The sequence below is a fragment of the Staphylococcus edaphicus genome, from assembly GCF_002614725.1.
GTDB classification, from domain to species: Bacteria; Bacillota; Bacilli; order Staphylococcales; family Staphylococcaceae; genus Staphylococcus; species Staphylococcus edaphicus.
In genome coordinates, this window is sequence record NZ_MRZN01000019.1 from 14,307 (window position 1) to 29,871 (window position 15,565).

At 33.3% G+C, this 15,565-nt stretch carries 16 protein-coding genes; 1 reads left to right on the plus strand and 15 read right to left on the minus strand.

Going from position 1 to position 15,565, the window contains the following annotated elements; genetic code table 11:
• Positions 1-229: 229 nt before the first annotated feature.
• From BTJ66_RS10610 to BTJ66_RS10645, 8 genes are all read right to left on the minus strand, one after another.
• Positions 230-526: a thiamine-binding protein gene (locus BTJ66_RS10610; RefSeq protein WP_099090927.1), complete on the minus strand. Its 297-nt coding sequence runs from the start codon at positions 524-526 to the stop codon at positions 230-232.
• An 87-nt stretch (positions 527-613) separates the two neighbouring features.
• Positions 614-1,525, minus strand: a complete 912-nt coding sequence (locus BTJ66_RS10615) for an NAD(P)/FAD-dependent oxidoreductase (RefSeq protein ID WP_099090928.1) — start codon at positions 1,523-1,525, stop codon at positions 614-616.
• Positions 1,526-1,591: 66 nt separating this feature from the next.
• The gene (locus BTJ66_RS10620) at positions 1,592-1,981 is read right to left on the minus strand and encodes an RrF2 family transcriptional regulator (RefSeq protein WP_099090929.1); all 390 of its coding nucleotides are present in this window, start codon (positions 1,979-1,981) and stop codon (positions 1,592-1,594) included.
• A gap of 75 nt (positions 1,982-2,056) precedes the next feature.
• Positions 2,057-2,677 (minus strand): poly-gamma-glutamate hydrolase family protein, encoded by a 621-nt coding sequence (locus tag BTJ66_RS10625; RefSeq protein ID WP_099090930.1) that lies wholly within the window; start codon positions 2,675-2,677, stop codon positions 2,057-2,059.
• 140 nt (positions 2,678-2,817) lie between these two features.
• Positions 2,818-3,426, minus strand: a complete 609-nt coding sequence (locus tag BTJ66_RS10630) for a poly-gamma-glutamate hydrolase family protein (protein WP_099090931.1) — start codon at positions 3,424-3,426, stop codon at positions 2,818-2,820.
• Positions 3,427-3,588: 162 nt separating this feature from the next.
• A complete protein-coding gene (locus BTJ66_RS10635) occupies positions 3,589-4,455 on the minus strand; it encodes a 2-oxoacid:ferredoxin oxidoreductase subunit beta (RefSeq protein WP_099090932.1) in 867 nt (288 codons plus the stop codon).
• Positions 4,456-6,216, minus strand: a complete 1,761-nt coding sequence (locus BTJ66_RS10640; protein ID WP_099090933.1) for a 2-oxoacid:acceptor oxidoreductase subunit alpha — start codon at positions 6,214-6,216, stop codon at positions 4,456-4,458.
• A gap of 115 nt (positions 6,217-6,331) precedes the next feature.
• The gene (locus tag BTJ66_RS10645; protein ID WP_099090934.1) at positions 6,332-7,120 is read right to left on the minus strand and encodes a TIGR00282 family metallophosphoesterase; all 789 of its coding nucleotides are present in this window, start codon (positions 7,118-7,120) and stop codon (positions 6,332-6,334) included.
• Positions 7,121-7,284: 164 nt separating this feature from the next.
• Between BTJ66_RS10645 and BTJ66_RS10650 the strand changes: the two genes are divergently transcribed.
• Positions 7,285-7,500: a hypothetical protein gene (locus BTJ66_RS10650; RefSeq protein ID WP_099090935.1), complete on the plus strand. Its 216-nt coding sequence runs from the start codon at positions 7,285-7,287 to the stop codon at positions 7,498-7,500.
• Between the two features lie 431 nt (positions 7,501-7,931).
• On the opposite strand, the gene rny is transcribed toward BTJ66_RS10650, so the two are convergent.
• From rny to ymfI, 7 genes are all read right to left on the minus strand, one after another.
• On the minus strand, positions 7,932-9,491 hold the full coding sequence (gene rny / locus BTJ66_RS10655; RefSeq protein ID WP_099090936.1) for a ribonuclease Y: 1,560 nt from the start codon (positions 9,489-9,491) through the stop codon (positions 7,932-7,934).
• Between the two features lie 395 nt (positions 9,492-9,886).
• Positions 9,887-10,936, minus strand: coding sequence for a recombinase RecA (gene recA / locus BTJ66_RS10660; RefSeq protein WP_099090937.1), 1,050 nt, complete (start codon positions 10,934-10,936; stop codon positions 9,887-9,889).
• A 175-nt stretch (positions 10,937-11,111) separates the two neighbouring features.
• Positions 11,112-12,254, minus strand: a complete 1,143-nt coding sequence (locus BTJ66_RS10665; protein WP_099090938.1) for a CinA family nicotinamide mononucleotide deamidase-related protein — start codon at positions 12,252-12,254, stop codon at positions 11,112-11,114.
• A gap of 513 nt (positions 12,255-12,767) precedes the next feature.
• Positions 12,768-13,349 (minus strand): CDP-diacylglycerol--glycerol-3-phosphate 3-phosphatidyltransferase, encoded by a 582-nt coding sequence (gene pgsA, locus BTJ66_RS10670; protein ID WP_099090939.1) that lies wholly within the window; start codon positions 13,347-13,349, stop codon positions 12,768-12,770.
• A gap of 50 nt (positions 13,350-13,399) precedes the next feature.
• Positions 13,400-13,792, minus strand: coding sequence for a helix-turn-helix domain-containing protein (locus BTJ66_RS10675; protein WP_099090940.1), 393 nt, complete (start codon positions 13,790-13,792; stop codon positions 13,400-13,402).
• Positions 13,793-13,824: 32 nt separating this feature from the next.
• Positions 13,825-14,655 (minus strand): DUF3388 domain-containing protein, encoded by an 831-nt coding sequence (locus tag BTJ66_RS10680; protein ID WP_099090941.1) that lies wholly within the window; start codon positions 14,653-14,655, stop codon positions 13,825-13,827.
• A gap of 203 nt (positions 14,656-14,858) precedes the next feature.
• Positions 14,859-15,563, minus strand: a complete 705-nt coding sequence (gene ymfI / locus BTJ66_RS10685; protein ID WP_099090942.1) for an elongation factor P 5-aminopentanone reductase — start codon at positions 15,561-15,563, stop codon at positions 14,859-14,861.
• Positions 15,564-15,565 lie beyond the last annotated feature (2 nt).

Below are 15,565 nucleotides of genomic sequence, written 5' to 3' on the forward strand. Positions count from 1 at the left end.
GGCTAACAACCCTATTGTTCTAAGTTCTACAAATTTATCCGTAATCATTATTTCATTATATTAAATTTAGCTACAAAGTGCAAAGCGTCATATGTATATATAGCAATCACTAAAACAAAACCTATTTTATTATAATAAATACACACTAACTTCTACAAAAAGCCATCCATACCTCGTTGGTAATGGATGGCTCAAGCCAAGTTAAATTAATATAATAAAGTTGATAAACTTAATGTTCATCATATTTACCAGTTAATGTTTCAATCGAAATACCTTCTGGCACATGATAAAACTTAACTTGACTTATTGTACTGGGTATCTCTAACTCAACCATACGTTCGTTTAATTTTTGAATCAATATCAAGCACTCGTTCATTTCACCCTGGACAGTTGTTTCTAATGGACCAACTCTGTAAGTTAATCCTGAATCATCAATGATTTTAATCGCTTCATCTACGTATGGAATGACATCTTCTCCATTGGCCGTTTTAGGAATAATTTGAATACTCATTAAAGTATCATTCATGTAATTACAACCCCTTAATTATTTAACTTATTATTAGTTTATCAAATAATAAGTTAAAGTCATAGTTTTATGGAATTAATCATAATATTATATCTCCCACAAATCAAAATCTTCTTCAATCTGTTTCATCATCATCACTTTGGCAACGACACCACCATTAGCAGCTGAGTCTAATAATTGACTACCAAAATTATCCTTAGTTTCACCAGCTACATATAAGCCTTCGACAGATGTTGCACCGTACAAGTCCGTTTCAAATTTACCATTTTCATCTCGAGAAATATTTAATTGATTTAAAAAATCAAATTGTGTATCCCAATGCATCCTAGCAAATGCGCCTTCCACCGAAATAGTTTGTTCATTATTTAATTCAATAGCGCTTAACTGTCCGTTTTTTCCTATGAATCGTGCAATAGTAGCTGTGTAAACATCAATACCTTTATTGTCTAGCAACACTTTGTCTTTCTTTGAAATATCTTCTTCACCATTAGTAAATACAACTAAATCTTTTGAAAAATTACTTAACAGTTTAACCATGTGGGTCATCATTTCACCAGAGAAAATCACTGCAAGCCTTTTATTATGCATTTCATAACCATCACACCATGGACAATAAAAGATGGATTGTCCATAAAACTCATTAAAACCAGTAATATTGGGAGCTTGTTCTCTTAATCCGGTAGCAACTAATACTTGTCTTGCCTGAAATGTCTGGAATTGTGTTTTAATTTTAAACACTTTACCTACCTTTTCTATTAGTTCTACATATTCTTTCAAGTATGTAACATCTTTATATTTCAGAGCATCTGCTTTAGCTTTTCTTTTGAATTCTGTAGGCTTTACACCATCTTGCGTTAAATAACCATGAGACATTTGCGTAACTCTATTGCGTGGTTTATCTTCATCAATAATGAGCGTTCTTTTCATACCTCTTCCGAAATTTAGTGCAGCATTTAAGCCAGCTGGGCCTCCACCAATAATGATCACATCATAATACATATTGTTCCACTCCTTCACACCTTTTAAAGACTCTTAATATCTATAATTATGTTAAAATATAAGAACTTAGCTACCAGCCAAGTCCTTTAATGTTTTATCTTCTAAATGCGTAATTAAATTATGCTCAGCCTCGTCCATAATTTGTTTAATTGGGCATACTTGTGCGTGATTAAAACTGTCTTCTAATAAGCTTTGTTTACCATCAATGGTAATAATCACTTCATATATCGAAACATCTTGCCATCCATGCTTTAATTGATAGCCACCTTTAGCACCGCTACTAGCCGATATGATGCCTACTTTCACAAGACGTGTTAAAATTTTAGATAAATATGTCGTTGAGACTTTTAATGCAAGTGCTAAATCTTGTACTGGAATTCTACTTGATGCACCATCATTTTTAATCATATACAATAGCGCATGTAATGCATAATCTGTCGCTTTAGAACATTTCATATATTATCAACTTCCTAATTATAGATATCATAAGTCTACAATAACTTAATTAATGATGGTTTGCAAGAACTGTGACTAATTATCTTGTATGGCATTCACAATTGCAGTGCTAAAATCATCCATAAATTGACTCCAATTTTGTTTATCTTCTCGACTTTTTTTATTATACTTTTGATTGATAAAACACATTTTTCTTAATTCAGGCGTTAACTCTAACTGTACACCTTCACCTGTTTTACAACAATTGATGATATTATCATCATGCGCACCTGAAATATGACTTGGTGCTTGTTCAACTCTGATATCCAATTCCTCAAATTGTTTAGTCATTGTATTTATAAGTTTTCGATCTTTGCCACCGATATAAACAATATTACCATCACCGCCACACCCATGAATTGCTACAGCATGCGTTTTATTTTTTATCATTTTCATCAGTGTTGACTGATCATAATTTCGAGAGGTCACATGTAATGCTTCGTTCTCTTTCGATTTAGTTCCTTTAAATGAAAAATAATCATATTCTCCTTTTTGTGCGGTTAAATCAGCGATTTCAGTCGTTCCAGGTTCAATACCTCCACCATGAATTGCAGTAATAATAACTTGACTATTTACATCACGTGTTTCAATTTCCCAGTCCTTATTTTCAATTGTTGATGCTTCCAATTCTGTCATCGATTTATACTTATCAGACATGTAAAAACTCCTTCCAAAGTTTCTATGTCTTCTATTCCCTATCACCTATTCTATTAACTTAAGATTTTGTAAAGTTTAATTTAACATTTGCAATAACCAAGCATATTGAATTCATTTTTTTTCAAAGGTCTCTCTTCTGTTTAACGCTCTGTTGATAGCTGACGAAAATGAATTATGAACTGTGACCAATTTTCTCTATTTTCTCTATCCTTTAAATTATATTTATTATTTTTAAAGTACTTTTTTCTTAATGCGACGGTTAATTCTAGTTGAACACCAGCTTTTTTTAGGCACCCGTTGACAAAATTATCCATATGCATTCCTGATATATGCGAGGGGGCAGGTTTAACTATAATATTTATTTTTTCTAATTCCTTTGTTATTTCAGATGCTAATTCAAAGTCTCTGCCACCAATATAAACTTCTGATACATCCCCCATACACCCATGTATAGACACAATACTTTGATGACTTGAAACCATCTGCGTAAGTTTTGGTTCATCAAAATGTCTTGATGTAACATGTAATTCATTATTTTTATTATTTCTAATACCTTTAAAAGTATAAAAACTGTGTTCACCCTGTTCACTAATTAACCGTGCTATTTCTGTTGTTCCTCGTTCAATCGCGCCGCCATGTATCGCAGTTATGAGTGTCGATGAATTACAATTCATTGTTTGAATTTCCCAATCTCTATGTTCTGTAGTCTCAGTAATCAACTCAGTCATCGATTTAAATTTATCTACCACAACTATTCCCTCCATCATTTGATAAACCTATGAAAGTTTATAGTAAATTCTCAACTATATTAAAGCAAAAAACTGTTACATTATCCATACGATTGTTAATAACATACATAACTTTATCGTCAATAATGTAACAGTTAAGTTTATAATTTAGTAAAATTTGAATTATACAAATTGTTTTGTTAACGCTTCAAATTGCGCTTCGTCTATATGAATGTCTTGTTTGGCTAAAGGCGTACCGTTCATTTCATCAATTTGTGATTCATAGGAAGGTGTTTCCGTATCTTGATAAACGATGCCCTTAATTAGAGAGTTATATTCTAATACTTTTTGAGTTGCTTTTTGTTTATCTTGAATATCAAAATCTTCAATATCATCGATACTTGTTAAATTTTCTTTTAACCAGTCATAAGTATTTACTTTATTGTAAGTTACACATGGAGAGAACACATTAACAAACGAAAAGCCATCATGATTGATTGCATCTTCAATCATTTTTGTTAACCCTTTAATATCACTTGAAAATCCTTGTGCCACAAATGTTGCCCCTGATGATAACGCAAGTTCCAATGGCGCAACATTTTGTTCGATGTTTCCTTTTGGCGTGGATTTTGTAACAAAACCTTGCGCGGAAGATGGTGATGTTTGTCCTTTAGTCAATCCATATATCTGATTATCCATAACAATATATGTCATATTCATATTTCTACGTAGCGCATGGATTGTGTGCCCCATACCGATGGCATAACCATCACCATCACCACCTGAAGCAATTACAGTTAAATCTTTATTAGCCATCTTAACACCTTGCGCAAGTGGCAATGAACGTCCATGAATGCCATGTACACCGTATGAATTAACATAACCTGATAATCGTCCGGAACAGCCAATTCCTGTAATAATAGCTACTTCTTCAGGTTCTAAACCAACGTTGGCCGCTGCTTTTTGTATGGCTGCTTGTACAGAAAAATCACCACACCCTGGACACCAATTGGGTTTTACATTATTTCTAAAATCTTTAAATGTTGCCATTTATACCAGCTCCTTTATTTCTTTAGCTATCTCAAGTCCTTTAGCTTCAATTTCATGTGGTAAAAATGGTGTGCCATCGTATTTCGTTTGATTCACTAATTTATCACCTAAATTGACATTCATTTTTAATATATTGGCAAGTTGTCCTTGATAATTATGTTCCACCACTATAACTTTCGATGCTTTATCTACTTCTTTTTGTATAGTTTCACTAGGAAAAGGATGCAACTGTCTAATTTGTAAATGATTGACCTTAATATCTTGTGACTCTAGTCTTAATTTACCTTCTTGAATTGCACCTTTAGTTGAAATAAAACCTAAATATAGAATATCTGCAACTTCATGTTGAACGTCAGCTTCTACTGGTTCTTCTATCAGTAAGTGTTCCGTTTTACGCATACGTTTATCCATTTGTTGTTGTCTATTATCAGCAGCTTCGCTTGTTTTACCTTCTTCATTATGTTCAACACCTGTAACATGATGGATGCCACCTTTCACACCGGGTATAGGTCTTGGGGAAACCCCACTCTCAGTTAATGCATAACGTTTAAAGTAGGTTTTATCATCTTCCTCACGTTCAATTTCAGATTGAATCATTTCTCCACGCTTGATTTCTATTTTACTATAGTCTAATTTTTCTACTGTTTGTTTACCTAATGAGAGTTGTAAATCACTTAATACAATGACTGGACATTGATATATTTCAGCCAAATTAAATGCTTCTATAGTTAAATAGAATGCGTCCTCAGCATCAGTAGGTGCGACCACGATTTTAGGAATGTCACCATGTGTTCCATAGATCATTTGCATTAAATCTGATTGCTCTTGCTTCGTAGGTAAGCCTGTAGAAGGGCCGCCACGCTGTGTATTAATTACAACAAATGGGGTTTCAGTCATGCCAGACAAACCAATCGCTTCCATCATTAGTGATAAACCTGGTCCCGCACTGGCAGTAAACGCACGTACACCAGCATAATTTGAGCCGATTGCCATATTCGCAGCAGCAATCTCATCTTCTGTTTGCACAACAGTTCCGCCTACTTTCGGAAGATTTTCAATCATATATTCCATAATTTCAGAAGCAGGTGTAATTGGATAGGCCGCCATAAACCTTGATCCGGCTGATAATGCACCTAAACCAATCGCATCATTACCTATCATATATAGATGTGGTTTGCCATTCGTTGATTCTAAAACAAAATCAGCTTGAACTGAGCCTAACTGTTCATTCATTAAGCGATAGCCTTCGTTAAGTGCTTCTATATTCAATTCCACAACTTTATCGCCTTTTTTAGTAAACATGTTATTTATTAATGCTTCAAAATCTGCAATATCCAATTCCATTACTGCACAAGTTGCACCGATTGCCACCATATTTTTCATCAATGCTGTACCTAATGCTTTTGCAGTTGCAGTAAATGGTAAATCTATTAATTGAGCTCGACAGTTTTCTGGTTTTTCTGGTTTCGCTTTACTATCTGCAATAATGACACTGTCTTCACGCATTTCGTGATGATTTAATTCAATCGTTTCCTGATCAAATGCAATTAAGATATCTAAATCATCACTAATTGCATGTACTGGTGTTGTAGATACTCTTATTTTATTATTTGTGTGTCCGCCCATAATTCTACTTGAAAAATGACGATATCCATATAAGTAATATCCTTTTCGGTTCATAGCAGTAGCGAAGATTTCTCCTGTAGATTCAATACCTTCGCCTTGTTGACCGCCCACTTTCCATGATACTTGTGATCTCATATCATCTTTCCTCCTAGTGGTTATAATAATTCATTGTTAATCATATCAAAATAAACCACTCTATTACTATGTAAAGAGTGGTACTTTTTTAAATTCATACTAATGGACGATAATTTTAAAAGGGGTGATCATCGTTGATTAATACACGTTGGATGTTAGTCGTTTTACCTACTTTATTAATATCTATAATAACCCCAGATAATACACTTCTACCTTCATCCGGTACAATATGTCTTTGCGGTAAACTCGTGATAAAACGCGTGATCACTTCATTTCTATTTATACCCAATATCCCATCATAAAATCCTGTCATGCCAACATCCGTAATGTAACCAGTACCTTCAGGAAGAATACGTTCATCAGAAGTTTGGATATGTGTATGTGTCCCTACTACAGCACTTACTCTACCATCAAGATACCAACCCATAGCATTTTTTTCAGAAGTTGTTTCAGCATGAAAATCAACAAATATATAATCTGTTTCTTTTTTGGCTTCGTTTATAAGTTCATCCGCTTTTTTAAATGGGTCATCAATATCTTGCATAAATGCGCGACCTTGTAAGTTGATAATAGCTAATTTAATTTCGTTGATTTGTATAAACCGCATACCTATGCCAGGTGCTTCTTCTGGAAAATTAGCTGGTCTTACCATACGGTTTGCTGATTCTATAAAATCGTAAATTTGGCGTTGACCATATGTATGATTTCCCATCGTCATAAAATCTACGCCTTCTCTTAATAAATCTTTATATATCTTTTCAGTTAGTCCCTTGCCGTGTGCTGCGTTTTCAGCATTAACAATAGTAACTGTAGGACGATATGTCTGTTTTAGTCTAGGTAAATATGTTGTTATGGCTTCACGACCAACTTTACCTACAATATCCCCAATAAATAATAATCTCATTTACATGTTCATCCTCTCTTAATATTAGTTTAATGTAATTTAATTACGATGAAAAGGCTCTTTATGAAAAATTTACTAAATTCACTAAGTTTTAATTATAAAAATGGTGGTATATTTTATAGTAGTAACAAGATAATCCACTATATAGGAGTTGGAAGTAATACATGTCAATTAATATCGATCCACAACAATTTGCTGACTTAGTTGTATCAGCAAATCCATCAAAAAGTGAAGATGCAGAAGATATTGCAAAAGAAAGTTTAGAGTTATATATCAATGCTTATCGACTAGCTGAAAGATATGCAAATATCTCAACAAACTGTTACGATACTGCAGAAATAATTAAAGAAGTGAAAAAAGCAGATTTAGAACTTAATTAATTTTTTATATAGTTTAAGTTTAACTAAAAGTACTTACTTCAATATAAGTATTTAAAATATGACGCTAATCATACGTTTGATTGCTTATAATTTTGTATGTTGCTTTGGAGCCCCGAGACATTTTTAATGTTTCGGGCTCCACTTTTTTATTATGTAATTAAAATTAAACACTGCTTTCATATACCCAGTTCGTCATCTCAAAAGGTGCTAATAATATTGAATGCTCGTTTTCGAGAATTCAATATTAATGATGAGACTTTTATTTTTAACAGTGCTTAACTTTCAACGATGTCACACAAAAGCTAAGCAATTAAAAACATTTACTTGATTAATCACCATATAGAATTAGAAAAGAGCAATAAAAAACAAACTAAACGATAATTTCGTTCAGTTTGTTTATGATTCAATGTTATTTAATTAATAATTAACATTTATTTTGCATATTCAATTGCTCTAGTCTCACGAACAACTGTCACTTTTATGTGACCAGGATATTGAAGTTCATCTTCAATTTGGCTCTTAATATCTCTTGCTAAGCGATGTGATTTTAAGTCGTCGATAGTATCTGGTGATACAATAACTCGAATTTCTCTGCCTGCTTGGATTGCAAATGCTTTTTCAACACCTTCGTAACCTTCTGAAAGTGTTTCTAGTCTTTCCAATCTTCTAATATAATTCTCTAATGTCTCTTTACGAGCACCAGGTCTTGCAGCTGATAGAGCATCTGCTGCTGCAACTAAGATAGAAATAATTGAAGTTGGTTCAACATCACCATGATGGGAATGAATAGCATTAATTACCGTTTCATTTTCAGCATATTTTTTTGCTAATTCTACACCTATTTCAACATGGCTTCCTTCTACTTCATGATCAATTGCTTTACCAACATCATGAAGTAAGCCAGCACGTTTAGCTAATGTTATATCTTCACCTAATTCAGCCGCTAACATACCACTTAAGTGGGCAACTTCAATAGAATGTTTCAATACATTTTGTCCATAGCTAGTACGATACTGTAAACGACCTAAGATTTTAACTAAATCTGGATGCATATTATGCACATTAATTTCAAATGTAGCTTGTTCCCCTGCATCTCTAATAATATCGTCTACTTCTTTTCGAGCTTTATCTACCATATCTTCAATTCGTCCTGGATGGATGCGACCATCCGAAACAAGATTTACTAATGCAGTTCTTGCAATTTCACGTCTAATTGGGTCAAAACCAGAAAGGATTACTGCTTCCGGTGTATCATCTATAATTAAGTCAATACCAGTTAACGTTTCTAACGTTCTGATATTTCTACCTTCTCTACCAATGATTCGACCTTTCATTTCGTCATTCGGTAAATTAACAACCGATACTGTAGATTCAGAAGTATGTTCTGCCGCTAATCTTTGAACAGTAGTTGCTAATAGTTCTTTTGCATTTTTATCGACTGCTTCTTTTGCTTCTTTCTCTTTTTCCTTAACAAGTATTGCAATATCTTGTGACAATTCATCTTCAACTCTTTGAAGTTGCTCTTGTGCGGCTTCAGCTTGAGTGAGACCAGAGATGCGTTCTAATTCTTGTTCATGCTTATTTATTAATGTTTGAACACTACTCTCTTTTGCATCTACTTGTTGTTGTCGTTCTTCAAGTTTAGACTCTTTTTGCTCTAAAATCTCATCTTTTTTGTCTAATAGATCAGATTTTCGCTCTAAGTTTTCTTCTTTTTGTAGAAGTCTTGCTTCCTGCCTTTGAAGATCACCACGTCTTTCACGAAGTTCATTTTCACTTTGTTCTTTTATGATTTGATTTTCTTCTTTAGCTTCTAGAAGCTTTTCCTTCTTGATATTCTCTGCTTCTTTATTACCTTGTTCGATAATATCTTCGGCAGTTTGTCTTGCTTGTAATTGCTTTTGATGCAATAAATTTCGGGCAATCATGTACCCTACAACAACTCCGAGAATAATACCTAGCAAAATGAGTAGGAGGCCTAATAAATTCACACAAACACCCCCTTTTATCTAGGATTTTGCTCTGTATATCAAATTTCACTATGATTAAATATGATTATATGAAGTTCTATAAGAATCATACAATGTAATTGTACGGTTTTAAGCTAAGCAGTGTCAAGGTATCCATATACATTAATTCAATATTTAAAGCAACCCTTTTACACTATATTTGCTTTACCGATTGGTATAACCTAATTTACATCGTTTTTAAAACGAAAAAATTTTTCATATAATATTTTTTATTTCTTATTTATACACAAAAAATAAGTCCGGATATTATGAAATATCTCGGACTTATTGCATATATTAGCAGTAACTAACATGATTATCAGCTAAGCTACTCCCGTATTATATTTATATAGACTTGTTTATACGGAATATTCACGTTATTTTTCTTCATCGAAGAGCGTAGCTGGTTTTTCAGCTTCTTTATCGTCAACGTCACCATCAAATATGCCTAATTTCTCACGTAATTTATGATCAATTTCTTCACGAATAGCTGGATTTTCTTTAAGGTATAATTTCACATTTTCTTTACCTTGACCCATACGTTCACCATTATATGAGTACCAAGCTCCTGATTTATCTACAATTTCGTGTTCAGCACCAAGATCAATTAATTCGCCTTCTTTAGAAATTCCTTTACCATACATGATATCAACTTCTGCAACTCTAAATGGTGGAGCAACTTTATTTTTAACAACTTTAATTTTTGTTCTATTACCTACAATCTCTTGTCCTTGTTTCAACTGTTCAGCACGGCGCACTTCTAAACGGACTGAACTATAGAATTTCAATGCACGTCCGCCAGGTGTAACTTCAGGGTTACCGAACATCACGCCAACTTTCTCACGAATTTGGTTAATAAATACTGCTGTTGTATTTGATTTTGAAATTGCGCCTGAAAGCTTTCTTAAGGCTTGAGACATCAAACGGGCTTGTAAACCAACATGAGTATCGCCCATTTCACCTTCAATTTCAGCTTTAGGTGTTAAGGCAGCAACAGAATCGACTACAACGATATCGACAGCACCACTTCTGACAAATGCTTCTGCAATTTCTAACCCTTGTTCCCCATGGTCAGGTTGAGATAAATATAAATTTTGTATATCTACACCTAATGCTTCAGCATAAACAGGGTCTAACGCATGCTCAGCATCTATAAATGCTGCCACACCGCCATTCTTCTGCACTTCGGCAATTGCGTGTAATGCTACTGTTGTTTTACCCGAACTTTCTGGACCATAAATTTCTACTATTCTTCCTTTAGGGTAACCCCCTACACCTAAAGCATTATCTAATGTTACAGAACCACTTGATACACTTGAAACTTTACGCGCCTTATTGTCGCCTAATTTCATAACTGCACCTTTACCAAATGATTTCTCCATATTTTTAATTACTGTATCTAAAGCTTTTTGACGATCGTTATCCAATGCTGGACCTCCTAAATGAGATTTATCTCTCGAAAAAATATCTTATAATTACTATACCTTTCTTTAGATAATTCTGCAAGTGTTTTGCGAATATTTGTTCGCTAATAAATGAATTAATCGACACTAAAATAGAACACACGTACTGTATTTTTGATTTTTTGAGTACTGTTCGTACCTATTCAAACCAATTTAGCAACCTAATCAGCACATAATTTTGAGTTCTGTTTTTCATCAATTGTCTTCTTTGTGTCATATTAAATGACTGCATAGTTAACTTATTATTTTCTAATATACCTAAATAAACAGTATCATTTTGATGAATCACTGAAATACCAATTTCCGCTTTAAATATGTCTTTTACTATTTGTGCAGATACTGATAGTTGAGAGTTTATTATATCACGTTCATTTATAAATTGCGTGTGGTGGGACAACATACCATGTAGCAGCTGGTTAACATCATAATCTTTTATTCTAGAATACAATATACCGTCTGTGACGCCATCATAAATCGCAAATGTTTTGTTTATATGATTCATTAGCGCTTGTTCTAACACAATCTCATCTGAGCCATAGTAATAGTTACCTATGCGTTCTAAAATTTGGGCTTTGATAGGGGCTATCAGAGACTCACATACATGTTGTGTTTCACCATTTGCTGTTAATCTAACATTTACTTCATGTGACCCAGCCAATGGAGCAATAGTAGGATTTGTTTGTTGGTCAATTAAATCCATCAGTTCTGTTTCAACCTTTGATTCTCCAATACCGGCAAAACGCAATAATTCTGAATATATCGTACTTTCTCCATCAATGAAATATGGCAATAAAGCTTCTTTTGCCATTGGTTTCATTTCTTTTGGTGGTCCTGGTAACAATGCAATGCGTTTCTCTTCTTGCTCAACAAGCATACCTGGCGCCATACCAACTTTATTCTCCAAGACATGCGCATCTTCGATAACTAACGCTTGCTGACGGTTATTTGGTGTCATGACAATATTCTGTTCTTTAAAATATTGTTCAATATAATCAAGTGCATTTTGATCAATAACCAAATCTCTTCCTAACACTTTCGCTACAGTATGTTTAGTTAAATCATCTTTTGTTGGTCCTAGTCCCCCTGTTAATATAACAGCGTCATAATTTTCTAATGCTTTATTAATCACTCTCTCTAAACGTTCTGGATTATCTCCTATCACTGTGTGTTCAACTACACTATGTCCAGCACTGTTAAATAATTTTGATAAGTATTGGCCATTGGTATTTGCAATTTGTCCTAATAATAATTCTGATCCAACTGCAATAATTGATATGTTCAAAATGTTTCCTCCTGTAGGTAATTGAAATTTCATTTATAACTATCTTTAACCACTTTAGCTTCAAGTTAATAATATTTATGTTGTTCCCTTAATTTGAAATAGAAAAACCACAAACTAACATAAATGGTTATATCGTTAATACGGTTGTTATCTTAAAAATCTATTTGGCTATATCACATTGTATAACAGAGGTGTTAGGTTTAAACAAGTTACAGAAATAAAACCTTATATGCTGGATATTAGACCGTCACTAAAACTGTAAATCAATGGCTAAATTTTTAATAATTAAGGTTTCCTCAAAATGGATAAAAATAGAGACTGGAACAAATGATGATTTGTCTCAGTCTCTTACTATTATATTAAGCTAGTGGGACTTATGCATGAGCTTCTGCTCAGGTAATCGTCTAGAACCACTTCCCAATTTATTCTAGCTATTCTTGCTAGAAGAGACAGCGATATCTTTTTAAATAAAATAGATATCTGTCCTACTTCCGATTTTTAATATTAAGCTCATTATGATTTAGCTTTAAACACATCTCTACCTTTATAGAAATATTCAATACCAGATAGAACAGTGAAAAATACACCAATATATAACAGTACCTGACCTAATTGAAAACCAACCCAACTAGATAACGGATCTCCTAAAAGAATCCAAACAAGCGCAACCATTGTAACCGCAGTCTTTATCTTACCTAACTGACCAGCAGCACTGACAAAGCCTTGTTCGATTTGTAGTAATCGTAATCCAGTTACTGCAAATTCACGTGCAATGATAATAATAGCTACAACTGAATTGGTTAAATCGACTTGTACTAGCGCAATCAAAGCACTTGAAACTAATAATTTATCTGCTAATGGATCTAAAAATTTCCCCATATTCGTTACAAGTTCCCATTTACGTGCTAAGTACCCATCCACAAAATCACTAAGTGAAGCTATGATAAAAATAATACCACTAATAAATAATTCAATTCTAATTTCATTACCACCGATAAATGAAATTTTACCAAATCCAAAATCTACTAAAGCAAATAGTAGAAAAACGGGAATAAGTATAACTCTAAAAACAGTTATCCAATTCGGTATATTCATACAAAATCCTCTTTTCTATTTATAACTTATGACATATATTTGTTGATAGGCTAAAAAATCAATACTGCGAAAATCCATAATAGTGCTGTAACAATAACAAAGATACTTATGACAACAGCTACTTGTAGCGGCTCTTTATTTTTACTTCTATAAGTAGGCTTATCGTCTTGTACAAATGAATCTATGATTTGTTCCATTGATTCATCATTATTTGGAATTTCTTCTCTATGCGCTTCAATTAGCTGTACAGAATCAATATTCACTGCTTTTGCATATTTTTTTATAAAACCTTCTGCATAATGTACATTATTTAATGACTCAAAATCATTATTTTCAATCAATGTTAATGTTTGTCGTTTAATTTGGGTACGTGATTCAAGTTCGTTAAGTGTCATACCTAAACGTTCTCGTCGCCCTTTTAAAGTTTGACCAACTGAATTCAAGATGTTAGTCCTCCTCAATAACAATTCATATTTTATTCAAAAAATCCAAATCCACCACCAAAAGTATCATTACCAAAGTCCAAGTTATTTTTACTTTTAACAGTTTTCTTTTTCATTTCTTCATATTGAATTTCTTGATGTTTGTTTTCTCGTAATTCAATAATATAGTCAAAATCGCTCATTTCATAATCGCTTGTTTCAACAAACAAGTCAGGATGCTCTACTACTTTAATGGCTGGTAGACTCATCACTTCTTTAACTAATTCTTGATGTTTTTGACTTGACTCTCTCGCTGTAACTGCGCCATCTATGATATAGACATGATCCGAATCATATTCTCCTTTGATTAAAGAGCTACGCACAGTTTGCTTAATTAACGTTGAACTAATAAACAACCATCTCTTATGTGCACAGACACTGCCAGCAACAATTGACTCGGTTTTACCAACTCTAGGCATACCTCTAATACCAATTAATTTATGGCCTTTCTCTTTAAATAACTCAGCCATGAAATCAACGAGTAAACCTAAATCGTCTCTTTCAAAACGAAACGTTTTTTTATCATCTGCATCTTGTTCTATGTATCTTCCATGTCTCACTGCTAAGCGGTCACGTAATTCTGGCTTGCGTAATTTTGTTATAGATATATCATCAATTTCTGTTACAATGTTTTCAAATCTTTGCACTTTATTCAGGCTATCTGATTTGATTAATAAACCTCTACGTCCTTCGTCGATACCATTTATAGTTACGATACTAATTCCCATCAAACCTAATAAACTAGAAACATCTCCTAAAAGGCCAGCACGGTTCATCGTTATCTCATATTCTAAATACCATTCTTTCTTTGTAGCCACTGCCATGAAATGAACACCCCTTTGTTTATAAACCATATGAAATCTTGATTAAAATTAGAACATCATGTATTTTAAATGACACATCGTTTCATAACATAATATATCGACATTTTTGTAACCAAACATGTTCACTAATTCATTTAATGTATTGATATTATATCATTGAATGTTTCAAAGTTGGTTTATTTTATAAAGATTATTCAAATTATTTATAAGTACCAAGCACCATTTACCTTTTGGATTGTACCAGTAATACTTTTAGCAAGTGGATGGCATAAATAACTACATGTGTGTGCAATTTCAACCGGATCTATCATTCTTTGTTGTGGTAGTTCATCTGTGATTGAAGTTAATTCCGCTTCACTCCATACTTGACTCATATTGCCGTATACCAATCCTGGTGTAATTGCATTTACAGTAACAGAAGTCATAGCAAGCTCTTGGCTTAATGCTTTCACAAATGTAATTTGTGCGCCTTTCATTGCAGAGTATACCGATTCCATACTCGCTCCTGTTTCGCCCCAAATTGACGAAACGACTATAATTCTACCATTTTTACTTTGTCTTAGTTGATCGACAAAGAATCTGCAAATACGTATAAATTGCCTCACATGAATTTGATAAGAGGAATCAATCATTTCGTCTGACATATCTTGTATCTGTCCATATAATGCTGTACCACTCGCGTAAACAAGACAATCTAAATTCGCAATATGTTCAAAATAATCATCAAACACGATATCTTGCATTAAATCAATTTGTATAAATTGCACAGGTTGCTGTTCATATCGTGTTTGAAGGGTTTCAATACTTGTATGATGATAATGAACAATGACCTCATAACCATCCTTCAATAGACGGTCAACGATAGCTGAACCAATACTACCGGAACCACCCATCACTAATGCTTTCATTT

Bases quoted from the DNA above. Each gene is read 5' to 3' on its own strand.
- BTJ66_RS10610 (WP_099090927.1), bottom strand. From the start codon at position 526: ATGAATGATACTTTAATGAGTATTCAAATTATTCCTAAAACGGCCAAT.
- BTJ66_RS10615 (WP_099090928.1), bottom strand. From the start codon at position 1,525: ATGTATTATGATGTGATCATTATTGGTGGAGGCCCAGCTGGCTTAAAT.
- BTJ66_RS10620 (WP_099090929.1), bottom strand. From the start codon at position 1,981: ATGAAATGTTCTAAAGCGACAGATTATGCATTACATGCGCTATTGTAT.
- BTJ66_RS10625 (WP_099090930.1), bottom strand. From the start codon at position 2,677: ATGTCTGATAAGTATAAATCGATGACAGAATTGGAAGCATCAACAATT.
- BTJ66_RS10635 (WP_099090932.1), bottom strand. From the start codon at position 4,455: ATGGCAACATTTAAAGATTTTAGAAATAATGTAAAACCCAATTGGTGT.
- BTJ66_RS10640 (WP_099090933.1), bottom strand. From the start codon at position 6,216: ATGAGATCACAAGTATCATGGAAAGTGGGCGGTCAACAAGGCGAAGGT.
- BTJ66_RS10645 (WP_099090934.1), bottom strand. From the start codon at position 7,120: ATGAGATTATTATTTATTGGGGATATTGTAGGTAAAGTTGGTCGTGAA.
- BTJ66_RS10650 (WP_099090935.1), top strand. From the start codon at position 7,285: ATGTCAATTAATATCGATCCACAACAATTTGCTGACTTAGTTGTATCA.
- pgsA (WP_099090939.1), bottom strand. From the start codon at position 13,349: ATGAATATACCGAATTGGATAACTGTTTTTAGAGTTATACTTATTCCC.
- BTJ66_RS10680 (WP_099090941.1), bottom strand. From the start codon at position 14,655: ATGGCAGTGGCTACAAAGAAAGAATGGTATTTAGAATATGAGATAACG.
- ymfI (WP_099090942.1), bottom strand. From the start codon at position 15,563: ATGAAAGCATTAGTGATGGGTGGTTCCGGTAGTATTGGTTCAGCTATC.